This window comes from Microbacterium sp. YJN-G, assembly GCF_015040615.1.
Lineage (GTDB): Bacteria > Actinomycetota > Actinomycetes > Actinomycetales > Microbacteriaceae > Microbacterium.
The window spans coordinates 1,446,829-1,473,684 of the sequence record NZ_CP060402.1; the positions used below are offsets into that span (position 1 = coordinate 1,446,829).

Annotated in this window: 25 protein-coding genes; 15 read left to right on the top strand and 10 right to left on the bottom strand. The window is 70.0% G+C overall.

Annotation, left to right across the window (positions count from 1 at the left end; genetic code table 11):
* Positions 1-2: 2 nt before the first annotated feature.
* Both H7694_RS06775 and H7694_RS06780 read left to right on the top strand, forming a co-directional pair.
* On the top strand, positions 3-1,124 hold the full coding sequence (locus tag H7694_RS06775; RefSeq protein ID WP_193598758.1) for an NAD(P)H-dependent glycerol-3-phosphate dehydrogenase: 1,122 nt from the start codon (positions 3-5) through the stop codon (positions 1,122-1,124).
* Positions 1,030-2,118 (top strand): D-alanine--D-alanine ligase family protein, encoded by a 1,089-nt coding sequence (locus H7694_RS06780; RefSeq protein WP_193598759.1) that lies wholly within the window; start codon positions 1,030-1,032, stop codon positions 2,116-2,118. Before H7694_RS06775 ends, H7694_RS06780 begins: the two co-directional genes overlap by 95 nt.
* Positions 2,119-2,156: 38 nt before the next feature.
* Here H7694_RS06780 and H7694_RS06785 read toward each other — a convergent pair whose 3' ends face one another.
* Complete coding sequence (locus H7694_RS06785) at positions 2,157-2,633, bottom strand: DUF3515 family protein (RefSeq protein WP_193598760.1); 477 nt, start codon at positions 2,631-2,633, stop codon at positions 2,157-2,159.
* 23 nt (positions 2,634-2,656) lie between these two features.
* Here H7694_RS06785 and thiL point away from each other — a divergent pair, with 23 nt between their 5' ends.
* Positions 2,657-3,667 carry a thiamine-phosphate kinase gene (gene thiL / locus H7694_RS06790; RefSeq protein ID WP_193598761.1) on the top strand — a complete coding sequence of 337 codons (1,011 nt, stop codon included), beginning with the start codon at positions 2,657-2,659 and terminating at the stop codon, positions 3,665-3,667.
* Here the strand turns inward: thiL and rsmD are convergent.
* Positions 3,637-4,257, bottom strand: a complete 621-nt coding sequence (rsmD, locus tag H7694_RS06795) for a 16S rRNA (guanine(966)-N(2))-methyltransferase RsmD (RefSeq protein ID WP_193598762.1) — start codon at positions 4,255-4,257, stop codon at positions 3,637-3,639. The genes thiL and rsmD overlap by 31 nt on opposite strands.
* 71 nt (positions 4,258-4,328) lie before the next feature.
* On the opposite strand from rsmD, the gene H7694_RS06800 reads away from it, so the two are divergent.
* The 7 genes from H7694_RS06800 (at position 4,329) to H7694_RS06830 (ending at position 10,654) form a co-directional block, all read left to right on the top strand.
* Complete coding sequence (locus H7694_RS06800; protein WP_193598763.1) at positions 4,329-6,500, top strand: ATP-dependent DNA helicase RecG; 2,172 nt, start codon at positions 4,329-4,331, stop codon at positions 6,498-6,500.
* Between the two features lie 59 nt (positions 6,501-6,559).
* A complete protein-coding gene (gene coaD / locus H7694_RS06805; RefSeq protein WP_193598764.1) occupies positions 6,560-7,057 on the top strand; it encodes a pantetheine-phosphate adenylyltransferase in 498 nt (165 codons plus the stop codon).
* Positions 7,058-7,187: 130 nt separating this feature from the next.
* Positions 7,188-7,682: a YceD family protein gene (locus H7694_RS06810; RefSeq protein WP_193599108.1), complete on the top strand. Its 495-nt coding sequence runs from the start codon at positions 7,188-7,190 to the stop codon at positions 7,680-7,682.
* A 2-nt stretch (positions 7,683-7,684) separates the two neighbouring features.
* Positions 7,685-7,894, top strand: coding sequence for a 50S ribosomal protein L32 (gene rpmF, locus H7694_RS06815; RefSeq protein ID WP_193598765.1), 210 nt, complete (start codon positions 7,685-7,687; stop codon positions 7,892-7,894).
* 10 nt (positions 7,895-7,904) lie between these two features.
* Positions 7,905-8,612, top strand: a complete 708-nt coding sequence (rnc, locus tag H7694_RS06820; RefSeq protein ID WP_193598766.1) for a ribonuclease III — start codon at positions 7,905-7,907, stop codon at positions 8,610-8,612.
* Positions 8,605-9,498 carry a bifunctional DNA-formamidopyrimidine glycosylase/DNA-(apurinic or apyrimidinic site) lyase gene (gene mutM / locus H7694_RS06825; protein WP_193598767.1) on the top strand — a complete coding sequence of 298 codons (894 nt, stop codon included), beginning with the start codon at positions 8,605-8,607 and terminating at the stop codon, positions 9,496-9,498. Before rnc ends, mutM begins: the two co-directional genes overlap by 8 nt.
* 19 nt (positions 9,499-9,517) lie before the next feature.
* The gene (locus H7694_RS06830; protein ID WP_193598768.1) at positions 9,518-10,654 is read left to right on the top strand and encodes a hypothetical protein; all 1,137 of its coding nucleotides are present in this window, start codon (positions 9,518-9,520) and stop codon (positions 10,652-10,654) included.
* On the opposite strand, the gene H7694_RS06835 is transcribed toward H7694_RS06830, so the two are convergent.
* Genes H7694_RS06835 through H7694_RS06850 form a run of 4 tightly spaced genes read right to left on the bottom strand, consistent with a single transcriptional unit; the run spans position 10,629 to position 13,730 of the window.
* Positions 10,629-11,177: a GNAT family N-acetyltransferase gene (locus tag H7694_RS06835; RefSeq protein WP_193599109.1), complete on the bottom strand. Its 549-nt coding sequence runs from the start codon at positions 11,175-11,177 to the stop codon at positions 10,629-10,631. The two genes, H7694_RS06830 and H7694_RS06835, sit on opposite strands and share 26 nt — an antisense overlap.
* A 44-nt stretch (positions 11,178-11,221) precedes the next feature.
* A complete protein-coding gene (locus H7694_RS06840; protein WP_193598769.1) occupies positions 11,222-12,313 on the bottom strand; it encodes a GNAT family N-acetyltransferase in 1,092 nt (363 codons plus the stop codon).
* On the bottom strand, positions 12,310-13,428 hold the full coding sequence (locus tag H7694_RS06845) for a GNAT family N-acetyltransferase (protein WP_227468327.1): 1,119 nt from the start codon (positions 13,426-13,428) through the stop codon (positions 12,310-12,312). Before H7694_RS06845 ends, H7694_RS06840 begins: the two co-directional genes overlap by 4 nt.
* The gene (locus H7694_RS06850; protein ID WP_193598770.1) at positions 13,425-13,730 is read right to left on the bottom strand and encodes a hypothetical protein; all 306 of its coding nucleotides are present in this window, start codon (positions 13,728-13,730) and stop codon (positions 13,425-13,427) included. The genes H7694_RS06845 and H7694_RS06850 overlap by 4 nt, the downstream gene beginning before the upstream one ends.
* A 544-nt stretch (positions 13,731-14,274) precedes the next feature.
* On the opposite strand from H7694_RS06850, the gene smc reads away from it, so the two are divergent.
* From smc to H7694_RS06865, 3 genes are all read left to right on the top strand, one after another.
* Positions 14,275-17,799 (top strand): chromosome segregation protein SMC, encoded by a 3,525-nt coding sequence (smc, locus tag H7694_RS06855; RefSeq protein WP_193598771.1) that lies wholly within the window; start codon positions 14,275-14,277, stop codon positions 17,797-17,799.
* A 175-nt stretch (positions 17,800-17,974) separates the two neighbouring features.
* Positions 17,975-18,850, top strand: a complete 876-nt coding sequence (ftsY, locus tag H7694_RS06860) for a signal recognition particle-docking protein FtsY (RefSeq protein ID WP_193598772.1) — start codon at positions 17,975-17,977, stop codon at positions 18,848-18,850.
* Between the two features lie 38 nt (positions 18,851-18,888).
* Positions 18,889-19,389: a DUF2004 domain-containing protein gene (locus tag H7694_RS06865; protein WP_193598773.1), complete on the top strand. Its 501-nt coding sequence runs from the start codon at positions 18,889-18,891 to the stop codon at positions 19,387-19,389.
* Between the two features lie 46 nt (positions 19,390-19,435).
* Here the strand turns inward: H7694_RS06865 and lipA are convergent, their stop codons facing one another.
* Entirely contained in the window at positions 19,436-20,428 is a 993-nt protein-coding gene (lipA, locus tag H7694_RS06870) for a lipoyl synthase (RefSeq protein WP_193598774.1), read from the bottom strand.
* Entirely contained in the window at positions 20,425-21,069 is a 645-nt protein-coding gene (lipB, locus tag H7694_RS06875) for a lipoyl(octanoyl) transferase LipB (protein WP_193598775.1), read from the bottom strand. Before lipB ends, lipA begins: the two co-directional genes overlap by 4 nt.
* Before the next feature lie 105 nt (positions 21,070-21,174).
* Here lipB and H7694_RS06880 point away from each other — a divergent pair, with 105 nt between their 5' ends.
* A complete protein-coding gene (locus H7694_RS06880; RefSeq protein WP_193598776.1) occupies positions 21,175-21,762 on the top strand; it encodes a TetR/AcrR family transcriptional regulator in 588 nt (195 codons plus the stop codon).
* A gap of 48 nt (positions 21,763-21,810) precedes the next feature.
* Positions 21,811-23,364 carry a signal recognition particle protein gene (gene ffh, locus H7694_RS06885; protein WP_193598777.1) on the top strand — a complete coding sequence of 518 codons (1,554 nt, stop codon included), beginning with the start codon at positions 21,811-21,813 and terminating at the stop codon, positions 23,362-23,364.
* 130 nt (positions 23,365-23,494) lie between these two features.
* Here the strand turns inward: ffh and glpK are convergent, their stop codons facing one another.
* The gene (glpK, locus tag H7694_RS06890; RefSeq protein WP_193598778.1) at positions 23,495-25,009 is read right to left on the bottom strand and encodes a glycerol kinase GlpK; all 1,515 of its coding nucleotides are present in this window, start codon (positions 25,007-25,009) and stop codon (positions 23,495-23,497) included.
* 53 nt (positions 25,010-25,062) lie between these two features.
* Complete coding sequence (locus H7694_RS06895) at positions 25,063-26,775, bottom strand: glycerol-3-phosphate dehydrogenase/oxidase (protein WP_193598779.1); 1,713 nt, start codon at positions 26,773-26,775, stop codon at positions 25,063-25,065.
* Between the last annotated feature and the right edge of the window lie 81 nt (positions 26,776-26,856).

Sequence of the window (26,856 nt, forward strand, 5' to 3'; positions counted from 1 at the left end):
GGATGCCGGCGCCCACCGGAACCCGCGCAGCGGTGATCGGCGCGGGCAGCTGGGGGACGACCTTCGGCAAGATCCTCGCCGACGGCGGTGCTCAGGTGACGATGTGGGCGCGGCGTCCCGAGCTCGCGCAGGAGATCGCCGAGGCGAAGCGCAACTCCCGGTATCTGCCCGGCATCAACCTGCCGCGCACGATGAACGCCACCCATGAGATCGCCCGCGCGCTCGACGGCGCCGAGCAGATCTACCTGTCGGTGCCGAGCCAGTCGTTGCGCGAGAACCTGCACGCGCTGCGTCCGCTGCTGGCTCAGACCGACGTGCCGATCATCAGCCTCATGAAGGGCGTCGAGCGCTCGACGGGCCTGCGCATGAGCCAGGTCATCGAGCAGGAGCTGCGCTGCGATCCGATGCGGATCGCCGTCGCCTCGGGGCCGAACCTGGCGCTGGAGATCGCGCGCGAGCAGCCGACGGCCGCCGTGATCGCCTCGCTGAGCCAGGAGACGGCGGACGCCGTGGCCCGCACGGCGCGCAACCGGTACTTCCGCTCATTCGTGAACACCGACGTGATCGGCACCGAGTTCGGCGGTGTGCTCAAGAACCTCATCGCGGTGGCGATCGGCATCGTCGACGGCGTCGGCTACGGCGAGAACACGAAGGCGTCGATCATCACCCGCGGTCTGGTCGAGATGACCGACTTCGCGGTCGCCAACGGTGCACGGCACGAGACGCTGCAGGGCCTGGCGGGTCTCGGCGACCTGATCGCCACCTGCCAGTCGCCGCTCAGCCGCAACAACACCGCCGGCCGGCTGCTCGGCCAGGGCTACAGCTTCCAGGATGTCGTGAAGCAGATGCACCAGACCGCCGAGGGGCTCGCCTCCGTCGCGCCGATCCTGCAGCTGGCACACGAATCCGAGGTGCACATGCCGATCGTCGAGCAGGTCAAGATGGTGCTCGACGGACGCATGGATCCTCGCGACATCGCACCCCACCTGACCACCGACGACGACACTCCCCAGGAGGAGAGGACCAATCATGGACAAGCAGACGGTGGTGGTGCTCTTCGGCGGGCGTTCCAGCGAGCATTCGATCAGTTCCGCAACGGCGGGCGGAGTGCTGGCGGCGATTGACCGCGAACGGTACGCGGTGATCCCGGTCGGGATCACCCGCGACGGGGCGTTCGTGCTGGAGCAGGACGAGCCCGCGCGCTTCGCGCTCGATGCGGCGAAGATGCCCGAGGTGGTCGACAACGGCACCCGAGTGCGCTGGCCGGAACCGGACGGCGATCGGATGCTGCGCGTCGCCGCCCCCGACGGCTCCACCACCGACCTCGGCGAGGTCGATGTGGTGCTGCCGCTGCTGCACGGACTGCACGGCGAGGACGGCGCCATCCAGGGCTTCTTCGACGTGCTCGAAGTTCCGTACGCGGGCGGCGGGATCCTCGACTCGGCCGTGTGCCTCGACAAGCACTTCACCAAGCTCGCCCTGTCGGCTGCCGGCATCGCCGTGGCGCCGGGCATCACGGTGCGCCGTCATGCGTGGGAGGCGGACCCCGAGAACATCCGCGCCGAGGTGCGCGAGCTGGGCCCGGTCGTCTTCGTCAAGCCGGCCACCGCGGGTTCGAGCGTCGGCGTGTCACGGGTCGAGGACGGCGAGCGTCTCGATGAGGCGTTCCGGATCGCCTTCGCCGAGGATGACAAGGTGCTCGTCGAGACGCGGATCGCGGGTCGCGAGATCGAGGTCGGCGTGCTCGCCGGCCGCGACGGCGGTCGCGCCCGCGCATCGCTGCCCGGCGAGGTCGTGCTGACCTCGCGCAGCTTCTACGACTTCGAGGGCAAGTACCTCGGCGGTGAAGGCGTCGAGATCGTCTGCCCCGCCGACGTCGACGACGACCTCATCGCCCGGCTGCAGGATGCCGCTGTGCGGGCGTTCGAGGCGGTCGACGGGCGCGGGCTCGCGCGGGTGGACTTCTTCGTCACTGCCGACGGCGAGCTGATCGTGAACGAGCTGAACACGATGCCCGGGTTCACGCCGTTCTCGATGTTCCCGAAGTGCTGGATCGCCTCGGGCCTGACCTACTCGGACCTCATCACCGAGCTCATCGAGACCGCCCTCTGCCCGTAATCAGTTCGGGGTCCCTGAGCCTGTCGAAGGGCCCGGACTTACTGCTCCGGCAGCTCGTCGGGCGCGATGCACGCCCGCTCAGCCGGGATGGTCCGGAGTGCGCTGACCAGCCCGCTGTCGGCGAGTACCTCGTTCGATCCGATCACCGTGGTGTCGACGAACACCTGCACAGCAGGATCGCGCCCGTAGGTCGTCATGCGCATGTTCGGCGCCTCCGACTCGTCGACGAGCCAGTCGATGCCCTCGAGCGAGGCGCACTGCAGCTCGCTGGTGGGGCCGGGTACCTCGACGCCGCATCCGATGATCACGCTCGTGGGGTCACCGTAGGCGCCGGTCGCCTGGGTGTCGGTCCACCGGCGGTCCTGGTCGCCGATGGCGTCGGGCAGGCGCACCGTCACGTCCGCGCAGGCGGGATCGTTCGCGTGCGGTGCGGGTCTGAGCGCCACCGTGCTCGAGCATCCCGTGAGGACGAGAAGGGCCAGCGCCCCGGCGAGCAGAGCGGGACGACGAAGCATGATTCCAGGCTACCGTTGTCGGCATGGCATCCGATCCCGACGACGACCCGCGCATCGGCGACATCTCGGAGGGAACGGTGCTTCGCGCGATCCTCGCGCGCACGCCTGACGCGACGCACACCTTGCTCGGCCCTGGCGATGACGCTGCGATCATCGCCGCACCCTCCGGCTCCGTCGTCGCGACCACCGACACGCTCGTGCACGGTCCCGACTTCCGCACGGCCTGGTCGACCGGGTTCGATCTGGGCTGGAAGTCCGCCGCCGTCAACCTCGCGGACGTCGCCGCCATGGGTGCCACGCCGACGGCGCTTCTCGTGGCGCTGGCGGTGCCGCGCGATACCCGGCTCTCGTTCGTGACCGCGATGGCCGACGGGTTCCGCGCCGCGTGCGAAGCGCTCGCACCCGGCTGCGCGGTCGTCGGCGGCGACCTGACGGTCTCGGAGCTGCTGATGATCGCGGTCACCGCCCTGGGCGACACCGGCGGCAGGGCTGCGATCACCCGCGCCGGCGCACGCCCTGGGGATGTGCTCGCCCTGGCGGGGGAGCTCGGTGCGGCCGCCGCCGGCCTGCAGACGCTGTTCGGCGCCTTCCGCGATGGCGAGACGCCCGTCGCCGTCGATCACGCCGTGCTCGATTCCGCGCAGCGTCACGCCCTGGACCGCCAGCTGCGGCCGCATCCGCCGATCGCGCTGGGCACCGTCGCCGCCGATGCCGGCGCGACGGCGATGATGGACGTCTCCGACGGCCTGGCCCTGGACGCGGCCAGGATGGCGGATGCCTCGGCCGTCACGATCGATCTCGCCGGCGCCGCTCTGGATGAGCGGGCGTTCGGCGGCGACCGGATGCGCGCACTGGGCGGGGGAGAGGACCACGGCCTGCTGGCGGCGTTCCCGGCAGGGACTGCTCTGCCGGAGGGCTTCCACCGGATCGGCGTCGTGGTCTCCCGCGGCGCCGAAGGCCTGCTGCTCGACGGCGCACCCGTCGGTCACGCCGGCTGGGATCCCTATCGCGACTGGGACGGATCGGCGGGCTGACGGCCGGCCGATCCGGCCGGCCTCAGCGGGCGAGGCTCCGCCCACCACACCGTGGTGTCGCCGTAGGCCTTATCCCGCAGCAGTGCCAGGCCCGCAGCGGCCAGCTCCGGCGGTGTCGAGCGGCGGCCGCGCTCGATCACGACCACCGCCTCGGCGGAGAGCAGCGGCGCGAGGGCGACGAGATCGGCGGTCATCGCGGCGTCGTCGAGGTCGTACGGCGGGTCGGTGAAGACGAGATCGTACGGGCCCGTGGCGCGTCCGAGGAACGCCTGCACCGCGCTCTGGTGCACGCGGGTCGCATTCGTCCCGCCGTGCGCCTTCGCGACGGCGGCGGCGTTGCGCCCCACGATCGTCGCAGCGGGACGCGAACGCTCCACGAGATCGACGGATGCCGCACCGCGGCTCCACGCCTCCAGCCCCAGCGCGCCGCTGCCCGCGTACAGGTCCAGCACGCGCGCCCCGTCGATCGCATCCATCGACTCCAGCGCCCCGAAGACCGACTCCCGCACCCGGTCGCTGGTCGGGCGGGTGCCGGCACCCGGCACCTCGAGCCGGATGCCGCGTGCTGCGCCGGCGATGATCCTCGTCACCCGTTCACGATACGACACGAGCAGGCGTGCGCCGTCGCACGGGTGTCGGCGCCGATCCATAGACTCGAGGCATGTCCTTCGAGCTCGCCACGCCGCTGGCCGTGGCGCTGGGCGCGACCAGCGCGCGCACCCTCGAGCGCGCCTTCGAGATGACGATCGTGGGCGACCTGCTCGCCCACTACCCTCGCCGCTATGCCGATCCGGGTGAGCTGACCCCCATCCGCGAGCTGCCGATCGGCGAGACGGTGACCATCGTCGCCGAGGTGCTGTCGTCGCACGTGCGCCGCATGCGCAACCGGCCCGGCGCGATGCTCGAGGTCGTGATCGGCGACGGCATCGGCCGCATGTCACTGACCTTCTTCGCGAAGAACCCCGGGCAGGCGGAGTGGCGCCAGAAGGAGCTGGCGATCGGCCGGCGCGGCATCTTCTCCGGCAAGGTCGGCATGTTCAGGGAGACGGTGCAGTTCGCGCACCCGCAGTACGAGCTCTTCGACGACATCGACGCCGCTCAGCGCAAGGCTGACGCACGCAAGAACGTGCCGATCCCGATCTATCCGGCGACCTCGACGATCCAGAGCTGGCAGATCGCCGACCTGGTCGCCACCGTGCTCAGGGAACTCGGCGACGTCCCCGAACCGCTCCCGGAATCCCTGCGGGCCTCCGAGGGACTGCTCACGGCACGCGAGGCGCTGCAGCTCATCCACCGCCCACGCGAACGCAACGACATCGACCCCGCGGTGCGCACGCTGCGCGTGCACGAGGCGCTCAGCCTGCAGGCCGCGCTGCTGCAGCAGCGCGAGCAGGTGCGCGCGCTCACCGCGACGCCTCGCGAGGCGAAGCCGGGCGGGCTGCTCGAGCGCTTCGACGCCGTACTGCCCTTCGAGCTGACCGCAGACCAGCACAGCGTCGGTGACGAGATCGCCGCGGATCTCGCCGCCGACCGTCCGATGAACCGCCTCGTGCAGGGCGAGGTGGGATCGGGCAAGACGCTCGTGGCGCTGCGCGCGATGCTGCAGGTCGCCGAGAGCGGGGGACAGGCGGCGCTGATCGCTCCCACCGAGGTGCTCGCCGGGCAGCACCTGCGCTCGATCACCCGCATGCTCGGCCCCGACCTCGCACCGCAGCTGATGCCGACGCTGCTCACGGGGCAGATGTCCGCCCCCGAACGGCGCAAGGCCGCGCTGCGCGTCGCCTCGGGACAGGCGCTCATCGTGATCGGCACGCACGCCCTGCTCTCGGACCGCACGACCTTCGCCGACCTCGCCCTCGTCGTCGTCGACGAGCAGCACCGATTCGGCGTCGAGCAGCGCGAGGCGCTGCGCGCCAAGGGCACCGCCCCGCACGCACTCGTACTGACGGCGACGCCCATCCCGCGCACCGTCGCGATGACGGTCTTCGGCGACCTCGACACCTCGGTCATCCGCTCCATGCCGGCCGGGCGTGCAGGTATCCAGACCTTCACAGCGCCGCTCGCCGAGCATCCGTCCTGGTTCCAGCGCGTCTGGGGGCGCGCCGCCGAGGAGATCGCCGCAGGGCGCCAGGTGTTCGCCGTATGCGCAGCGATCGACACGACCAAGGATCAGGTCGAGGCGGGCGATGCCCCGCCGCCGGATGCCGAGGGCAAGGGTCCGCGCTGGGGCGTGGTGCAGCTCGCCGAGATCCTCGCGACCCATCCGCAGCTCTCCGCGGTGCGGCGGGCGGTGCTGCACGGCCGGATGCCGGCCGATGAGAAGGATGCCGTGATGCGGGCGTTCGCCCGCGGGGAGATCGACCTGCTCATCGCCACGACGGTCATCGAGGTCGGGGTCGACGTGCCGAACGCGTCGACGATGATCATCATGGAGGCCGATCGCTTCGGCGTGTCCCAGCTGCATCAGCTGCGCGGACGCGTCGGCCGCGGCGAGCACGCGGGGCTGTGCCTGCTGGTCACCGAGGCCGAGGCCGGATCGATCGCGCGCGAGCGGGTGGATGCGGTCGCCGCGACGCTGGACGGCTTCGAACTGGCCGAGGTGGATCTCGAGCTGCGCGGCGAGGGCGATGTGCTGGGCGCGTCGCAGTCCGGCTCGCGCTCCTCGCTGCGGCTGCTGCGCGTCGTGAAGGACGCTGGGCTCATCACCCGCGCGCGGGAGCTGGCGGCCGCCATCTTCGCCGAGGACCCCACCCTGGAACGCCACCCCGCGCTGCGCGCGACGATCGAGCAGCGGGTCAGCGAGGCCGACCGGGCCGCGCTCGGCAAGAACTGATCCCGGCCTGCAATAGGCTGAGGGCATACGTTGTACGGAGCGATCGAGGGAGAGTCGTTGTGAATAACCGGATCGCCGTCGTCCCAGGTTCCTTCGACCCGCCCACGCTCGGTCACCTCGACGTGATCCGCCGCGCGGCGGCGCTGTACGACGAACTGCACGTGCTCGTCGTGCACAACCCGGGCAAGGAGGCCATGCTTCCCATCGCGCAGCGGCTGACGCTGCTCGAGCAGTCGATCGCCGAGGCCGAGCTGTCCGGCCACATCATCATCGGCTCGTGGAGCATGGGCCTGCTCGTCGACTACGCCCGTGACGTCGACGCGGGGGTGCTCGTCAAGGGCATCCGATCCCAGGTCGATGTGGCGTACGAGTCTCCGATGGCGATCGTGAACCGCCACCTCGCCGACATCGAGACGGTCTTCCTGCTGCCCGATCCGGCGCACGCGCTCGTGTCGAGTTCGCTGGTGCGTCAGGTCGCATCGCTCGGCGGCGACGTGTCGCCGTTCGTGCCGCCGGCGGTGGCATCCTTCCTCGACACCGGCGCACGCGGCCTCTGACCGCGACTCTCCCGGGGCGGCTCCGACCGGCCCTTCCCCAGTGGATGACGGGTAGCATGGCGGGGTGAAGTCCCGAGTCAACGGCCCTTTCTTCCTGCCCGTCCGCGATATCGTCCGCAAGCCCGGGGAGATGCGCGAGCATCAGTTCTCGGTCACGCTCGACGACAAGTGGGGTGAGGGCATCGTCTCGGTCGAAGCCGGCGAGACCGTCGACCTCGACGTGCGCCTGGAGTCGGTGCACGAGGGCATTCTCGTGTCCGGCACGGCCGATTCGGATTACACCGGGGTGTGCGGACGCTGCCTCACCGACATCACTGCGCCTGTCGAAGTCGAGTTCCAGGAGCTTTTCGCGTATCCTGGTGAGGAGGAAACTGACTTCGAGGTTCAAGACGACCACGTGGATCTTGAAACTCTGGTCAGGGATGCGGTCGTATTGTCGCTTCCATTTCAGCCGGTGTGTCAGCCGGATTGCCTGGGTCTCGACCCGAACACAGGTGAGAAGCTGACCGCGAGCACCGACGCAGAGAGCACCCCTCCCATCGATCCTCGATGGAGTGCGCTCCGACAGATCACAGACCAGGACGCCGAGGCAGAGAGCCGCGGCGCCGAGAAAGAAGAGAGCTAGTAATGGCCGGTAACCCCCCGAAGCGCAAGGTCTCCCGTTCCAACACGCGCAGCCGTCGTGCGCAGTGGAAGGCTGACGCGCCCGCTCTGGTGAAGACCATCGAGAACGGCAAGGTCGTCTACAGCCGTCCGCACCAGGCGAAGGTCGTCACCGACTCGCAGGGCACCGAGCTGTTCCTGGAGTACAAGGGCCGCAAGGTCGCCGACGTCTGATCCGACGAACGTGGCGGAGAGATCCGCGGGAGCAGAGACTCTCACCGAGAAGCTCGGCGTCGAGATCGACGCCGAGCTTCTCGATCGCGCTCTGACGCACCGCTCGTACGCCTACGAGCACGGTGGCATCCCGCACAACGAACGTCTGGAGTTCCTCGGCGACTCCGTGCTCGGTCTTGCCGTGACGGTGATGCTGTTCACCACGCATCCTGATCTCGACGAGGGCGCCCTGGCGAAGCGGCGTGCCAGCGTCGTGTCGACCGTCGCGCTGGCCGAGGTCGCCCGCGGCATCGGGCTGGGCGCACACCTGCGCCTGGGCCGGGGCGAGGAGCAGACCGGCGGACGCGACAAGGACTCGATCCTCGCCGACACCATGGAGGCCGTCTTCGGCGCCGTGTTCCTATCGGCGGGGCCGGATGCCGCCGAGAGCCTCGTGCTGCGGTTGACCGAGCCGCTGCTCGCCGACCCCGAGCGCTACGGCGCCGCGATGGATCCGAAGACGAGCCTGCAGGAGCTCGCGGCACGGCTGGGCGCCACGCCGCCGCTGTATGCGATCGAGTCTGCAGGCCCCGACCACGACCGCGTCTTCACCGCGACGGTGAGCGTCGGCGATCTGAGATCGACTGGCAGCGGCACCAGCAAGAAGACCGCCGAGATGGCGGCCGCGCTCACCGCCTGGCGCGAGCTCAGCGAGAGGGCCGAGTCGGCAGGTGCCTGAGCTTCCCGAGGTCGAGGTCGTCCGATCCGGCCTCGCGCCCGCCGTCATCGGCGCCCGCGTCGCTGCCGTCGACGTGCTCGATGAGCGTGCGCTGACCCGGCATCCGTCCGGAGCGGACGACTTCGCCGCCCGACTCGAGGGGCGGCTCGTCACGGGGGCCGCTCGCCGCGGCAAGTTCCTGTGGCTGCCGCTGGAGGGCGACGCCGACGCGCTGGTCGCGCACCTCGGGATGAGCGGGCAGCTGCTGCTGCGGGCACCGGATGCCGGCCCCGAGCGGCACGAGCGCGTCCGGCTGCACATCGAGCATCAGCAGCACGGCCGGCTGGCCGTGGTGTTCTCCGACCAGCGCACCTTCGGCTCCCTCGCCGTCGACGCGCTTCTCGACACCCCGGATACCGCACCGGGAGGCTACGGCACGGATCTCGCGCGGGTGCCCTCGCAGGTCGCGCACATCGGACGCGACGCCCTCGATCCGGCGTTCGACGAGTCAGGGTTCGCGGCGTCCGTTCTTCGCCGGGCGAGCGCGATCAAGCGCATCCTGCTCGACCAGACCCTCGTCAGCGGCATCGGCAACATCTACGCCGACGAGTCGCTGTGGGCGGCACGCATCCACCCCGAGACCGAAGGCCGTGCGCTCCCGGCGCAGGCCGTGCGTCGTCTGATGGGCGAGGTGCGCCTCGTGCTCGAGAAGGCACTGGCCGAGGGTGGCACGAGCTTCGACGCGCAGTACGTCAACGTCAACGGTCAGGCGGGTTATTTCGCGCACTCCCTGAACGCATACGGACAGCACGGGCAGCCGTGCCCGCGGTGCGGCGGACCGATCCGCCGGGCGGCGTTCATGAACCGATCGAGCCACTTCTGCCCGCGCTGCCAGCGGCGGCGCTGACCAGATGGAGCGCAGGGACATGGATCTTCGTTGGCTGAGCGCGCCTGCGCCCGACGTGGCGGCGGCGATGGACCGTGCGCGCCGGGACGCACGTCCGCACTGGATGCCGACCGTGCGCCGGCTCATCGTGCACGTGAATCACTGCCTGATGCTGTGGTACCTGTGCATCGTCTGGTTCACGCTCGGTGTGCGGATCGACACGCTGCAGGACAACCGTGTCACCGCCGTCGATGTGCGCGACATCGTGATCGTGACGGTCATCTTCCTGATCTGGTGCGGTGTCGCGGTTCTGCTGTGGCGGTGGTCGAACCGGCCGCCTTCACGGCGCTCGCAGATGGCGAGCTGGCGTCAGACCCTGACCGCTCTCGCCAACGGCTTCGAGCCGGAGCACACCCGCGGTGCGCGATTCCGGTCCCTGATCACCACGGGTGCCTCGGCGACGTACTTCCATCCGCGGTTCGTGGCTGCTGGCGTCGAGTTCGGCAACCTCAGGACCAGGCGCGCCGGAAGCGATGACTGGCGGTATCTGACGCTGCGGCTGTCCGTTCCCGTCCCGCACCTGATCCTGGGCTCCGCGAAGGCGGGCGGTATCTCGAAGCAGCTGCCTGTGCGCCTCGATCAGGCTCAGCGGATCTCGCTGGAAGGCGACTTCGACCGGCACTTCCGCGTCTTCGCCCCCGAGGACTACGGCACCGATGCTCTGTATCTGCTCGCGCCCGACGTCATGGCGGCGCTCGTCGACCATGCGGGGCCGTTCAACGTGGAGATGATCGACGACACCGTGGTGTTCTTCGCTCCCGGGGCGGCCGACTTCAGCCGCGCGGAGACCTGGGAGGCGTTCGGCGGGCTCGTCAGCGGCGCGGTGCCGGCGCTGGCGCGGGCGGCGGCCCGCTACCGTGACGACCGCGTCGCGGGGCAGGGTGACCCCGTCGCGCTCAGTGCGTTCCGCGCCACGATGGCTGACCCCACGGCAACGTGGGTCGAGCCGAGGCGGAGGATCGACGCGGCCGGCAGACGCCTGAGACTGCGCGACCGTCGCGTCGGTCTGCCCTCCATCCTCGGAGCCATCGGCTGGTATGCCACGCTCGCCTTCCTGTACGCCGTGCCGGGGCTGTTCGCCTTCGCCGGCTTCATGTCGATCGTCGACGGTCACTGACCGAGACTGCAATCGGTCGGTCGACGGCGAACGCCAGGTGCGGCATCCTGACTCCGCGGTAGTGCTTCACGAAGCGCCCGCGCACCGTCATCCCCAGACGGATCGCGACGTTCATCGACGAGATGTTCGTGTCGCGCACCTGCGCATAGACGCGTTCTGCGCCCAGGGACGCGAAGGCGTGATCCCGGCAGGCCGCGGCCGACTCGGACGCGTAACCGTGATGCCAGTGGTCGCGGTTGAACAGATACCCCACCTCGATCACGTCGTCGTCGAGGATGTGCTGGCGGGTGAGCCCGCACTGCCCGATCATCTCGCCCGTCGCCTGGAGGATCACCGCCCACAGCCCGAAACCGTCGTCGCGATAGCGACGCCGCATCCGCGCCAGCCAGTCCTGCACCATCTGCTCATCGAACGCGCCCTCGTAGGCGGTCATCGTCTCGTCATCCTGCAGGATGCTGCGCAGCGCCGGCAGATCGTCCTCGGTCAGTTCGCGCAGGTCGAGGCGGGGCGTGCGGAGGACCATCGCCTCGTCCGCTCCCGCCCCGCCTCGCCCCGCGTCGTGGCCGGTCACGCGAGCCGCTTCTGCCAGGCACCGGCGTAGGACGCCGGCGCGAAGCCGAGGGCTTCGTTGATGTCGAGCATCGGCCGGTTCTCCTCCGCGTTGAACGTGGTGATCCTCGGCGACTGCGGCGCGATGCCGCGCCAGCGCAGGATGTTCGCACACTTCACGACGATGCCCAGCCGGTGTCCGCGGTGCTCCTTCAGCACCAGCGTGCAGTACTGATGGGTCACCTCGCCGGGGGCGGAGCCCGTCACCAGCTCGTTGAATGCCGCGATCGTGCCGGTCGGCACGTGCTCGACAGCGGCGACCGACACAGTCTGGCCGCCATCGACGAAGCGTGCATCGCGACGCGCGATGCGCTCGGCATCCCACGTCTCCTCATCGATCTCGAGGTCACCGCTGGGCACGTCGGTCGACATCCGCGAGAGCGCCCAGGCGTAGCCCGCCCGCAGCTCGGGAGGGGTCGGCACGGTCCACGAGACGACGCGGTAGTCGTCGCCGGCGACGGCCAGCGCCTCGGCGAGCATCCGCTCCACCGGAGCAGGGTCGGCCTGCAGGTCGAAGGCGCTGTTGCGCTCCACCTGCTCGAGCGCGAAGCCGTTCTCCGCGAGCAGTCGCGCATGCGGCGTGGATGAGATCGCACCCCATCCGGTCTTCGGCACGAGCGGCGCCGTCCCCGCGGCGGCGCGGTGCAGGGTCCACGCCTGCATCACCCGCCGCCCGAGGGCGCGCACCTCCGCCTCGGCGCGATCCAGCAGCGCCTGCTCGACCCCGCGCCCCCAGTGTTCGGGCAGCACCATCAGATCGACCTCGGCACTCGTGGGCTCCGCGACGCCGTGGCCGACGGTGACCGCCCCGACCAGTGCCCGGCCCTCGTGCGCCAGGAACGTCCGGGTCACGTGATCGGTGCGATCCTGCCACTCGGGCAGCATCTCCGCCGCGGTGCGCGACAGGTCGTCGAGGCCGGTGTCGGCCAGGCAGACGGCGTTGTTCAAAGCCACCAGTGCGTGGAAGTCGGCGGCATCGGCGTCATCCAGGTGCGCGGGAACGACCATCTCGGTGATGGTCAGCCCGGGCCCGGTGTGCGTCACGGTCATGTCACGTCCTTCCGCCATGCGCCCTCATAGGCGATGGGGGTGAAGCCGATGGCTTCGTTGATGGAGAGCATCGCCCGGTTCTCCTCGGCGTTGTAGGTGACGACCCTGGGCGAGAGCGGGTGGGCCTCGTGCCACGCGAGCAGCGCCGCGGTCTTCACGAGCATCCCGAGCCGATGCCCGCGGTGACTCGAGAGCACGAGCGTGTCCTGCTGCTGAGTCGGCCGCGTCGGTTCGCCGGTGTGGATGGCGAGTTCGTTGTATGCGCACAGCTCGCCGGTCTCGACGTGCTGCGCGGCGGTGACCATCATCGTCCGGCCGCGCCGGATCATCCTTTCGTCCTGCCGCTCGACGCGGGCGGCGTCCCAGGCCTCCTCAGGCGTGCCGAGTCCTGCGTCGGGCGCGTCGGTGGACATGCGCGACTTCATCCACGCATAGCCCTCGACGTGCTCGGGCGGCGTCGGAACGCTCCACCGCACGACCCGGTAGCCGATGGCGTGCTGCTCGGCCTCGGCGCGCAGCGCCTGCAGCCGGGCGACGGTGTCGTCGCTCCAGATCAGCGCGCTCGCGCGTTCGATCTGCTCGAGGCGGAAGCCGTTCCGGATGAGGAAGCGGGCAGCGCGGTCGGCGGGCACGCTGCCGAATCCGGTGGGCGAAGCCAGCACGGGCAGCGGCGCGTCGTTGTCGTCGTGGTGCTCGGACCAGTGCTGCAGCTTGCGCACTCCGGCGGCACGAGCCGTCGACTCGACGTGCGCGTACGCCGCCGCGCCGATCCCGCCGCCCCAGGCCGAGCGCAGCAGAGCCACGACGACGATCGCGGTCTCGCCGCCGTCATCCTGCATGATGTCGAGGGCACAGCATCCCACCGTCCTGCTGTCGATCTCGACGGCCCATTGACGCCGGACGCGGTCCGGGGTGCTGTAGAGCATCGCGAGCAGCTCGTCGGCACTGAGCGCGTCGTCGTCGCGTCCGGTGGACTCGAGGATGCACGCGTTGCGCACCTCGGCATAGTCACGGATGCCGGGAGTCGGACCTGCGTCCGCCCGAGCCGGCAGCTCGAGCGGACGCAGGGTGGCCCCGGCGGGAAGAGTGATCGTCATATCGGATTCGGTCTTCATCGCAGCCACGTGTTCAGGTTGTAGGCGATCAGGGCGTGTGCCTGGGTCTCGGTGATCAGCTCGGTGCGCAGCCGCAGCGAGTCGTGGTGCGCCGCGCGGTCGCGCAGCGCATGGTCCACGGCATTCGCGCGACGTACGCTGCGCTCGAGCAGCCAGAGCCCGAAGCGCAGGCTGAGGCGCTCGGACAGCGTCAGGTGCTGCCTGGCCTCGGGGTCGGGGATGGTGAGGATCTGACGATCCCCGGTATCCGGCGGGTGGATGGACGTGGTGTGCTGACGGTCCGTCAGCAGAGTGGTGCTCACGATGTGTGCGCTTTCTGTTCGGTGTTTCGTTCACTGAGGGGAACAGAGCGGATGCCGTAGCGGTGCGCGTGCGAAGCCGACGGCAACCGAGGGCACGTGCTCAGAGAACGAGCGGACGTGCCGGGGAGGAGCCCGGAGACGGGCGGAGGCCTGCCGCGCGGAGCGTGGGGCGACGATCATCGACCGGACGCGGAGCGTCTGACGAGTCGTGAGAGGAACGGTACGGGTCTACGAGGCCGTGCGTGCGAAGGCCACCGAGACGCCTGCATTCGCAGGTACGTGTGCAGCGCGGTGGAACGGGCTGTCGAGCTTCGTGATCATCATCGGTGACCTCCTCTCAGGTGTGTGATCGGTGAGTCACGCTAGTACCGTCACTCAGGGAACGTCAAGCATTTCGTGTTTTCCCCGGCGTGTCGCGACCCGATACCGGCGTGTCGCGGCGGCCGCGTCCGGCGCGTGATCCCAGGCGGCGGGCGGGATTCCGGTAGCGTATGGGCGTGCTCCACCAGAACGCTGATGCCCTCCCGACGCCGGGAGTGCCGGTATGCATCTGAAGAGCCTGACGCTCAAGGGTTTCAAGTCGTTCGCCCAGCCCACCTCGTTCGTCTTCGAACCGGGGGTCACCTGCATCGTCGGTCCCAACGGGTCGGGAAAGTCCAACGTCGTCGACGCCCTCGCCTGGGTGATGGGGGAGCAGGGCGCCAAGACCCTGCGCGGCGGCAAGATGGAGGACGTCATCTTCGCCGGCACGTCCACGCGGGGGCCGCTCGGGCGGGCTGAGGTGCAGCTGACGATCGACAACAGCGATGGGGCGCTGCCCATCGACTACGCCGAGGTGACGATCAGCCGCACGCTGTTCCGCAACGGCTCCAGCGAGTACGCGATCAACGGCTCCAGCTGCCGTCTGCTCGACGTGCAGGAGCTGCTCAGCGACTCGGGCCTGGGCCGCGAGATGCACGTCATCGTCGGCCAGGGGCGCCTGGACACCGTGCTGCAGGCCTCGCCCGAAGACCGCCGCGGATTCATCGAAGAGGCCGCCGGCATCCTCAAGCACCGCCGTCGCAAAGAGAAGACCATCCGCAAGCTCGACGCGATGGAGACCAACCTCACCCGGCTGAGCGATCTGGCGGGTGAGATCCGCCGGCAGCTCAAGCCCCTCGGCCGGCAGGCCGAGATCGCGCGTGAGGCGCAGGGCATCGCCGCCGTGGTGCGCGACGCGAAGGCCAGGCTGTTCGCCGACGATGTGGTCGCGCTGCGCACGGCGCTGGCCGACCACACCCGCACCGAGCACGAGCGTCACACCGAGAGGCTGGTGCTGTCCGATCAGCTCGACGGCGTGCGAACCGGCATCCAGCGTCTGGAGGCGCAGCAGAACTCCGCGGCGGTCGACGAGGCGCGACGGGTCGCATTCGGGCTGGAGCAGGCGCAGGAGCGGATGCGCAGTCTGTACACGCTTGCCAATCAGCGTCTGGCGCTGCTCGGCAGTGAGGACGACGACACCGTCACCGCGATCACCGTCACGCAGGACACCATCGACGAGGCCAGGGACGAGATCACCCGCATCTCCGAGGGGCTCGGCGACGCGCAGGATGCCGCGGCGACCGCGAGCCGCGAGGTCGTCAACGCCCGCGCCGAACTCGACACCCTCGACGTCGACATCGCCGAGCAGAGCGCGCTCGTCTCGGAGTACGACATGCGCCTGACCGCACTGCGGGGCAACGCGGATGCCGCGGCATCCGCCCTCGCCGCCGTCCGCGGCGCCGTGCTCAGGCAGGAGAACGCGCTCGAGGCGGCCCACACGCGCAGGCGTGAGGCCGCCGAGGCGCTCGAGTCCATCGGCGATGCCGAAGCCCCGGAAGGGTCGGCCGCAGAGTACGCCGCCGCCTACGAGGAGGCGCAGAAGCAGGTCACGACCGTGGAGGCCGAGCGCGACGCGCTGCGCGAGCGGCTGCATGAGGCCGAGCGCGAAGCCGACTCGCTGACGGCGAAGGCCGCCGCGCTCAGCAGCGCGCTGGCGCTGTCGGGCGGCGCCGCCGAGATCGTCGCCTCCGGGGCCTCTGGCGTGCGCGGACTCGTGGGCGACTCGGTGCAGGTGCGCGCCGGGTACGAGGCGGCCGTGGCGGCCGTGCTCGGCCCGCTCACGGAGGGCGTGCTCGTCGACGGGGCCGACGACGCCTTCGACCTCGTCGCCGCCGGCGGCGCGCGCGGCACGGTCGACTTCGTCATCGCCGATACGACGGCGCCGACGGCATCCGCGGCCCTCGACGTGCCGGGCACGATCTCGGCCGCCGACGTCGTCGACGCCCCGGCCGGGGTGCGCGGCGTCCTCGCCGCGGTGCTCGTCGCCGACGACCTGCCGGCCGCCCGCGCTGCACGACGGGCGCTGGATGCCGCCGCCGACGCGCACACCACGGTCGTCACGCGCACGGGTGAGGTGATCACCGCCCACACGATGCGTGCCGGGTCCGGTGAGACGTCCCGACTGGAGCTCGCGGCCGAGCGGGATGCCGCCACCGACCGGCTCACCGAGGTCCGGCTCGCGGTCGACGAGCTGCGCGAGGCGCGCGAGGGCGCCGCCGAGGCCGTGGACGAGGCGCGCCGTCGCGCGAAGGACGCCCTGCGGGCGCTGCGCGAGCACGACGCCGCGCTGGCCACGCACACCGAACAGCTCAACCGCGTCACGGTGCAGCACGAGGCCGCCGTTGCCGAGTGCGAGCGTCTGGAGGCGGGCCTCGCGCAGGCGCAGGCCACGGTGGCGGATGCCGAGCAGGCGGCCACCCGCGCCAAGGCGGAGCTCGAGGATTCGGAATCCGAGCCGCGCCCGGTGCTCGACGCCTCGGCCCGCGACGGACTGCTGGAGGCGCTGGAGGCCGCGCGCGAGGGCGAGGTGCGCGCCCGCCTCGAGATCGAGACCCTCCGCGAGCGCGTCCGCGCCGCGCAGTCACGCGTCGTCACGCTCGAACGGCAACGCGAGCAGGAGCGCGAGGCCGCGGCCGAAGCCGCCCGCCGTGCGGTCATCCGCCGTGGCCAGCGCGAGGCGGCATCCGCTGTCGCAGAGGAGGTGCCGCGCGTGCTCGACTCGATCGACCGGTCGGTCACCGAGGCACGTGTCGCCCTGGCGGCCGCCGAAGCGGAACGGTCGGCGCACAACGAGGAGCTCACCGATCTGCGCAAGCAGGAGGGCTCGCTGCGCGAACGCCTCGCCGGTCTCACCGAGAGCGTGCACGGGCTCGAGCTGCAGATCCACGAGAACAAGCTGCACCTGGCCAGCCTGCTCGAGCGCGTCGCGTCGGAACTGGCTCTCGACGAAGATATTCTCATCGCGGAATATGGGCCGGATCAGCCGGTTCCCCGCGATCCCGGTGCCGAGGAGCAGGACGAGGATGCCGCGATCCCGTTCGATCGGCGCATCCAGGAGCGTAGGCTCAAGGATGCCGAACGCAAGCTCGCGCAGCTCGGCCGGGTGAACCCGCTGGCGCTGGAGGAGTTCGCGGCGCTCGAGCAGCGGCACGCCTTCCTCACCGAGCAGCTCGCCGACCTGACCAAGACCCGGCAGGACCTGCTCGCGATCATCGCCGAGCTCGACGAGCGCATGCAGGTCATCTTCGCCGCCGCTTTCGAAGACACCAGGCAGGCGTTCTCGGAGGTGTTCCCGCTGCTGTTCCCGGGCGGATCGGGCAGCATCTCGCTGACGAACCCCGACGACATGCTCACCACGGGCATCGAGGTGGCCGTGCGTCCGGTCGGCAAGAAGATCGAACGGCTCTCGCTGCTCTCGGGCGGTGAGCGGTCCCTGGCCGCGGTGGCACTGCTGGTGGCGATCTTCAAGGCGCGGCCGAGCCCCTTCTACATCCTCGACGAGGTGGAGGCCGCGCTCGACGACGCGAACCTCGGCCGGCTGCTGACGGTGTTCGAGCAGCTGCGCGAGAACTCGCAGCTGCTGGTCATCACGCACCAGAAGCGCACCATGGAGATCGCCGACGCCCTGTACGGCGTGTCCATGCGCCAGGACGGCGTCTCGGCGGTGGTCGGCCAGCGAGTCGGCGACCGTGCCGCCGCGGCATCCTGACCTCTCACGTTCCGGGTCACTGACTCGCGCGTGCCCCACCGGCGTGTCGCAGTGCCGACACGCCGCCCCGCCGCGCCCGCGTCAGTAGTTCGGCACATGGATGCCGAGTGTGCCGGCGATCATCGTAGGCGCGAGGCGTGGCGGGATGCGTTCGCCGCCCCCGTAGGCTGGAGGCATGGCGGAGAAGTCCTGGTCCCTCGGTCGCGCACTGCGCGGCATGTTCGTCAAGCCCACGATCGACGAGACGACGTGGGAAGACCTCGAGACCGCGCTGATCACGGCGGACTTCGGGCCGGACATCACTGAGCAGCTGCTCGATGAGCTGCGCGAGAAGGTCGACAAGTACCGCACCACAGACCCGAGGGATCTGCAGCGGATGCTGCGCGAGACTCTCGAAGACCGCTTCGCGAAGTTCGACACGACGCTGAAGCTCACCGAGCGGCCCGCTGTCGTGCTCGTCGTCGGGGTGAACGGCGTCGGCAAGACGACCACCATCGGCAAGTTCACGAAGTTCCTGCGCGGGTACGAGCGCAGCGTCGTCGTCGGCGGCGCCGACACGTTCCGCGCGGCTGCCGTCGAGCAGCTGGCCACCTGGGCGCAGCGCGGGGGAGCGGCGATCGTGCGACCTCAGCACGAGGGTCAGGATCCGGCATCCGTCGCCTTCCAGACGGTGGAGTATGCCAAGCAGCACGGCACCGAGATCGCGATCATCGACACCGCTGGGCGACTGCACACCAAGGGCGGGCTCATGGACGAGCTGTCGAAGGTGCGCCGCGTGGTCGAGAAGCTCGCCCCGATCAGCGAGGTGCTGCTCGTACTCGACGCCACGACCGGCCAGAACGGCGTGATGCAGGCCGAGGCGTTCCTGCAGCACGCGGGGGTGACGGGACTGGTCATCACCAAGCTCGACGGCTCGGCGAAGGGCGGTTTCATCCTCGCCGTGCAGGAGCGCACGGGCATCCCAGTGAAGCTGCTGGGACAGGGCGAGGGCATCGACGACCTGACCGGTTTCACGCCTCACGTGTTCGTGCAGTCGCTTGTCGGCGCGTAGGACTACCGCACGGGGATAGAGGCTGGTTTCATAGCGATATGGCGATCGAACACGACTACTTCGGAGTCCTCTCCTCGGGGCCCGACGGTGCCATCTTCTGGACCGAACGGGTCGAGTTCGGCGACCAGTCCGTCACGGTCGATCTGACCGCCCCGGACCAGGAGGACGTGTCACAGGCGGCCCTCGATGCGGCCGCCGGTCTGATCGCCGGCATCGAGGAGCTGGATGCCCGGGTACGGCGCGCGATGCTCGCCGAGGTCGATGATCGCACCAGCGAGGTCACCGAGTACATCCTGCAGCAGCAGGAGGTCTACGGCGATGAGCTGGAGGACGTGCTGGTCGACGTCAGCGGCGATGCGGCAGTCGACATCATCCGCTCGCTCAGCCTGATGAGCATGACGATCCTCGCCGACGAGCACGGCGGCAGCGACCCCTTCGTGGTGATGGAGTACGCGCTGGATGCCGATGCGACCGACGACGTGCTGCTTGTCAACCTCGACTCCGACGGCGCGGTCATCTCCGTCATGAGCGCGGACTAGCGGCTGGGTGCTTCGACAGGCTCAGCAACCCAGCCGCCGCGGAGCATCACACCGCCTGGGCGAACCCCAGGTCGGCGCTCTCGGCGATGTGGGCGAGGTGAGGCGGGATCTCCCGTCCCTTCGAGATCATCGACTGCGCCCACAGCCGCCCTGCCCGATACGACGAGCGCACCAGCGGCCCGGCGAGCACGCCCAGGAAGCCGATCCGCTCGGCCTCGCCCTTGAACTCGACGAACTCGTCGGGCTTGACCCAGCGCGCGACCGGCAGGTGCCGTGGCGTCGGGCGCAGGTACTGGGTGATGGTGATGATGTCGCAGCCCGCGTCGCGCAGATCCTGCAGCGCCTGGACGACCTCCTCAGGCTCCTCACCCATCCCGAGGATCAGGTTCGACTTCGTGATGAGTCCCGACTCGTGCGCCTGGGTGAGAACACCCAGCGAGCGCTCGTAGGTGAACGCCGGGCGGATGCGGCGGAAGATGCGCGGCACGGTCTCGACGTTGTGTGCGAACACCTCGGGGCGCGCGTCGAAGATCTGACCCAGGTACTCGGGGTTGCCGCTGTGGTCGTTGGCGAGCAGCTCGACGCCCGTGTTGGGGTTCTGCGCGTGGATCTGCCGCACGGTCTCGGCGTTCAGCCAGGCTCCGGTGTCGGGCAGATCGTCGCGGGCGACGCTGGTCACGGTCGCGTAGCGCAGACCCATCCGGGTGACGCTCTCGGCGACACGGCGGGGCTCGTCGGTGTCGTAGTCGGCGGGCTTGCCCGTGTCGATCTGGCAGAAGTCGCAGCGGCGGGTGCACTGCGAGCCGCCGATGAGGAACGTCGCCTCGCGGTCCTCCCAGCACTCGTAGATGTTGGGGCACCCGGCCTCCTGGCACACCGTGTGCAGGCCCTCATCCTTCACGAGCGAGTGCAGTGCCTGATACTCCGGGCCCATCTTCGCCTTCGTGCGGATCCACTCCGGCTTGCGCTCGATCGGCGTGGATGCGTTGCGGATCTCGAGGCGCAGCAGCTTGCGACCCTCCGGTGCGGCGGCGCTCACGCGGCAACCTCCTGCCCGGCGTACTCGGCGGCGAAGGCATCCGACACCGACTGGACGATGTCAGCGGGCGAGACGTCGGCCCCGACGATCTCGCTGATCGTGGTCACACCGGCATCCGTGATCCCGCACGGGATGATGCCGCGGAACCCGGCGAGGGTGTTGTCGCAGTTGAGGGCGAAGCCGTGCATGGTCACACCCTGCTGCACGCGAACGCCGATCGCGGCGACCTTGTCCTCCGACAGCGGACGGCGCACCCACACGCCGCTGCGTCCGTCGACCTGGTAGCCGTCGACGCCGAGGGGCTTGAGGATGTCGATCAGCAGGCGTTCCAGCCGCCGCACGTGCGCGACGACGTCCATGGGCTCGGGCAGACGCACGATCGGATAGCCGACGAGCTGACCGGGGCCGTGCCAGGTGATCTTCCCGCCGCGGTCGACGTCGACCACGGGCGTGCCGTCCTGTGGGCGCTCGTGCGGTTCGGTGCGCTTGCCGGCGGTGTAGACCGCCTCGTGCTCGAGCAGCAGAAGCGTGTCGGGACGGTCGCCGGCGACGATCTCGCGGTGGATGCTGCGCTGCAGCTCCCATCCGTCCAGATAGGGCACGTAGTCCGGTGCGAGACCGGCGGTCCGGATGTCGAGCATGGACACTCCCGAGAGTTGTTGGATGCAGTGCAGAAACGTCGTGCGGGAGCCAGCCTACGCCCATCCGGCCAGAATGGAGCACCATCCGCGGCTACGCTGGGCGTCATGGCATCCGAGGCTCGAGCAGGCAGGCCGCGTGCGTCCTCCCGCGAGACTCTCGCGGAGGCCGCGTGCGAGCTGTTCCTCGAGCAGGGGTACGAGCAGACCTCGATCGTCGACATCGCCCAGCGCGCGGGTGTGAGCCGTTCGAGCTTCTTCAACTACTTCTCGTCCAAGAGCGACGTGCTCTGGTCGGGGTTGGATGCGCGGATCGCGGCGGCGTCGGTCCGCCTCGCCGCCCTCGGTCGGAACGCCGACGGGCCGTCGGTGCGCGCCGCCCTGGAACCGATCGTGCACGGCTTCGCCCCCGACCCGCTCGCGCTCGCGCTGCGCAACGCCTCGGCTATGGGCCTGGAGGACGAGCTCCTGCGCGACCGGGGGCTGCGCCACGCCCGGATCGCCTCAGCCGTCTCGGCCGCCGCACGCAGCGCAGGCATCGATGAGATCCGCGCCGACATCCTGGGCTCCGCACTCGCGACCGCCGTGCTGTCGTCCATCCGCGTGTGGGCCGAGGAAGGCGCCGGGCAGGCATCACTGGAGGCGCACTTCGATGCGGCGCTGCGCAGCATCCACGATCTTCCGTGGGGCAGCTGAGGGCGGCGCTCAGCCTGGAGGCTCCGCTCACGTAGAATCGAAGGCACCATGGCTACCTTTGGCACGCTCTCCGATCGGCTCACCGAGACCTTCCGCAACCTGCGCACGAAGGGAAAGCTGAGCCCGGCCGACGTCGACGGCACCGTCCGCGAGATCCGTCGGGCTCTGCTCGACGCCGATGTCGCCCTCACCGTCGTGAAGGACTTCACCGCGAAGGTGCGCGAGCGCGCGCTGGGCGACGAGGTGAGCAAGGCGCTGAACCCCGCTCAGCAGGTGGTGCAGATCGTGAACGAGGAGCTCGTGGGCATCCTCGGCGGTGAGCAGCGCCGGCTCGAGTTCGCGAAGACCCCGCCGACCGTGATCATGCTCGCCGGTCTCCAGGGCTCGGGCAAGACCACGTTCGCCGGCAAGCTGGCCCGCCAGCTCGAGGGCGAGGGTCACACGCCGCTGCTGGTCGCCGCCGACCTGCAGCGTCCGAACGCCGTCACGCAGCTGCAGGTCGTGGCCGAGCGTGCGGGCGCGGCGATCTTCGCACCCGAGCCGGGCAACGGCGTCGGCGACCCCGTGCAGGTGTCGAAGGCCGGTGTCGAGCACGCCCGCCGCCAGCAGCACGACGTCGTCATCATCGACACCGCCGGACGACTCGGCGTCGACGCCGAGCTGATGAAGCAGGCAGCCGACATCCGCAAGGCGACGAACCCCGACGAGGTGCTGTTCGTCATCGACGCGATGATCGGTCAGGATGCCGTGAACACGGCCAAGGCCTTCCAGGAGGGCGTCGACTTCACCGGCGTGGTGCTGTCGAAGCTCGACGGCGACGCCCGAGGCGGCGCGGCCCTGTCGGTCGCATCCGTCACCGGACGCCCGATCATCTTCGCCTCCACCGGCGAGAACCTCGAAGACCTCGAGCCGTTCCATCCCGATCGCATGGCGAGCCGCATCCTCGACCTCGGTGACATCCTCACCCTCATCGAGCAGGCGCAGCAGGCCTTCGACGAGGAGGAGGCCCGCAAGGTCGCCGAGAAGCTCGCCAACGAGGCCTTCACGCTCGAGGACTTCCTCGAGCAGCTTCAGCAGATGAAGAAGATGGGCTCGATGAAGAAGATGCTCGGCATGCTGCCGGGCATGGGCCAGATGAAGCAGCAGCTCGAGGACTTCGACGAGCGTGAGATCGACCGCACCGAGGCCATCATCCGCTCGATGACGCCGGGTGAGCGACGCAATCCGAAGGTGCTGAACGGCTCGCGCCGGCTGCGCATCGCCAAGGGCTCGGGCATGACGGTCACCGACGTGAACCAGCTCGTGCAGCGTTTCGAGCAGGCCGCGAAGATGATGAAGACCGTCGCGCGCGGCGGCACGCCGCAGATCCCCGGAATGGGTCCCATGGGCAAGCCGGGCGCGTCCGCCAAGCGGGGCAAGAAGGGCGCCAAGGGCAAGAGCGGCTCGCGCTCGGGCAACCCCGCCAAGCGCGCGGCCGAGAACGCCGGCCTGGCGTCGGCGAACACCGCGGCCACCGGCTCGGGCTTCGGGCTCGGCGGTGCTCAGGGAGCGCCGAGCGAGGCAGATCTCGCAGAGATCCAGAAGCTGTTCGGCAAGGGCTGAGCGGCCCTCGGCAGGTTCAGGAACCGCCCTTCGATCCCCACGCCCCCTCCACGCATCGCTCCGCGCTGCGCGGAGCCTCCGGGCGCGTGGGCCCGGCTCAGGGACCCAGCGACAGGCTCAGGGACGCGCGTCAGCGCACGTCGTCGTCCACCCAGTCCATGGACTTCGTGACCGCCTTGCGCCACAGCCGCAGCTGACGGTCGCGCTCCTCGACGTCCAGCGCCGGCTCCCAGCGGCGGTCCTCCTGCCAGTTGGTACGGAGCTCGTCGAGATCCTTCCAGAACCCGACAGCCAGGCCCGCCGCGTAGGCGGCTCCGAGCGCGGTCGTCTCCGCCACCACGGGGCGCACGACCGGCACGCCGAGGATGTCGGCCTGGAACTGCATGAGGGCGTCGTTGGCGACCATCCCGCCGTCGACCTTCAGCTCGGCGAGCTCCACGCCGGCGTCGGCGTTCACGGCATCCAGCACGTCCCGGGTCTGGAACGCGACCGCTTCGAGCGCGGCGCGGGCGATGTGATTGCGGTTCGCGAAGCGGGTGAGCCCGACGATCGCGCCGCGCGCGTCGGGTCGCCAGTACGGCGTGAACAGCCCTGAGAAGGCCGGCACGATGTACACCCCGCCGTTGTCCTCGACCTGCGCGGCGAGCTGCTCGACCTCGGGCGCCGACGAGATCAGCCCGAGCTGGTCGCGCAGCCACTGGACAAGCGAACCGGCCACGGCGATCGAGCCCTCCAGGGCGTAGTGCGCGGGCGCATCACCCAGCTTGTAGCCGACGGTCGTGAGCAGCCCGTTCTTCGAATGGACGATCTCCTCGCCGGTGTTGACGATGAGGAAGCAGCCCGTGCCGTACGTGTTCTTGCTCTCACCGGCCGTGAAGGCGGCCTGACCGAAGGTGGCCGCCTGCTGGTCGCCGAGGATGCCGGCGATCGGGGTCTCACGCAGCAGCGACGACGTCTCGGCGGCGCCGTACACCTCCGACGAGGAGCGGATCTGCGGCATCATCGACCGCGGCACCCCGAACGCCTCGAGGATGTCGTCGCGCCATTCCAGCGTCTCCAGATCCATGAACATCGTTCGCGACGCGTTGGTGACATCGGTGGCGTGCACGCCGCCGTCGACCCCGCCGGTGAGGTTCCACAGCACCCAGGTGTCGGTCGTGCCGAACATCAGCTCACCGGCATCCGCCTTCGCCCGCGCGCCCTCGACGTGCTCCAGGATCCACGCCACCTTGGTGCCCGAGAAGTACGTCGCCAGCGGGAGCCCCACGACCGGCTTGAACCGGTCGATCCCGCCGTCGGCGGCGAGACGCTCGACGATCTCCTGCGTGCGGGTGTCCTGCCACACGATCGCATTGTGCACGGGCTCGCCGGTGCGGCGATCCCACACCACGGCCGTCTCGCGCTGGTTGGCGATCCCCACCGCGGCGATGTCGTGCCGCGTGAGGTGGGCACGCGTCAGCGCCAGCCCGATGACCTCCTGCACGTTCTGCCAGATCTCCACCGGGTCGTGCTCGACCCAGCCGGCGCGCGGCAGGATCTGCTCGTGCTCCTTCTGACCGGATGCCACGATGGTGCCCGCGCGATCGAAGATGATCGCCCGGCTGGAAGTGGTTCCCTGATCGATTGACAGGACGTAATCGGCCATGCGGTTCTCCTTCAGCGGGACGTCTGCGACCCGCGTTCTGGGACGGTGTGTCGTCAGCGGCGGGCGGGAACGGCGAGTGAGAGTCCGTGCGCGTCGTTGAGCAGCTGCACGGCCGCCTCGACCTCGGCATCCCTTCGCGTCGCATCCCATCCCATCAGAGGAGCGAGAGCATCCGCCAGCTCGGCGAGCACCTCGCCGGTCGCGTCGCCGACGAAGGCGATGCTCGTGCGGCGCAGCACGATGTCGGTCAGGCGCACGACCAGCTCGTGCTCGACCATCCACTCCAGCTCCCGCACCGTCAGCGCACCGCCTGCCAGCGGGCGGTCGTCCTCCTGCTCGATGTGCGCCCACACCTGAGCGGCGCGGGTGCCGTAGCGGGCGAGCAGCTGGTCCGCGCGTGCCGCGTCGGCGCCGGGCAGGTTCGCGTGCTGCCACGCCGCGCGGGCGCGCACCGTGCGCGGGAACCCGTGCCCGCCGCCGATCGGCAGGCCCGCGGTGGAGACCGAGCGGGTGCGGTCCAGCAGCTCGAGCACGCGATCGGCCAGCGCCTCACCCAGGGCCCGGAACGTCGTCCACTTGCCGCCGACCAGGCTCAGCACCGGCGTCGCGCCGCGGTCGTCGAGTTCGATGCGGTAGTCGCGGGAGACGAAGCCGGGGGCGGTGTCCTCGTGGCGGGGGAGAGGACGGATGCCCGAGAACCGGTACACGATCTGCTCACGCGAGACCTCGATGCCGGGGAAGACATGACCGATGAGGTCGAAGAAGTAGTCGACCTCCGCCTCGGTGCACCGGGCAGGTACGCGCGGATCGGCGTCGATGTCGGTGGTGCCGACGAGCACGCGGTCCTTGAGCGGGTAGATCAGCACGATGCGTCCGTCGGAGTGCTCGAAGAAGATCTCTCGTCCGCCGGTGGCGTCGAGAAGCTCGGGGTGGTCCAGCACGATGTGCGAGCCCTTGGTGCCGCCCATGAAGCGGGTGTGCTCACCGAGCGCGTCGTTGGTCAGATCCGTCCACGGGCCGGAGGCGTTCACGATGACGTCGGCGCTGACCGCGAACTCCTCGGCGGTCTCGCGGTCGCGCAGCACGACGGCTTCGCCCTGACGACCCACCGCCTCGACGTAGTTGAGCGCGATCGCGCCGGCGTGGGCGGAGCGGGCGTCCTGCAGCACGTCGAGGGCGAGCCGCTCGGGGTCGTGCATCGACGCGTCGTAGTACGTCGCGGTGTACTTGACCGCCGGGTCGAGCTGGGGCAGCTCCTCAAGCGACTTCCGCCGGCCCAGGAACCGGTGCCGCGGCACGCTGCCGCCGTCGCGCGAGAAGAGGTCGTAGATGGTCAGGCCGGCCTTGATCAGCGCTGCGCCGCGCTCCTGCGGCTTGCCGCCGCGGTGCGTGAGGAAGCGCAGCGGAGCGGTGAGGATCCCCGAGAAGGTCGAGTAGATCGGGATGGTGGTCCGCAACGGCTTGACGTAGTGCGGCGCGATCTTCAGCAGGCCGTTGCGCTCCTGAACCGATTCCCGCACCAGCCGGAACTCACCGTTTTCGAGGTAGCGGATACCGCCGTGGATCATGTGACTGGATGCTGCCGACGCGCCGCTCGCGAAGTCACCCCGGTCGACGATCACCGCATCGATGCCCTGCAGGGCCAGGTCGCGGAACAGCGCGATCCCGTTGATGCCGGCGCCGATTATGAGGACGGTCGTCCGTCCGGCATCCCGCACTGCTCCCAGCTCTGCGTCCCGTCGTGCGCTGCGCGTCGATTCGACCATGATCCGCCCTTCGTCCGCCTCCAGCATCGGTCCGGTGGCAGGATCTTGCAAACGCTCTGCACGAATGTGCAATCCTGGGGT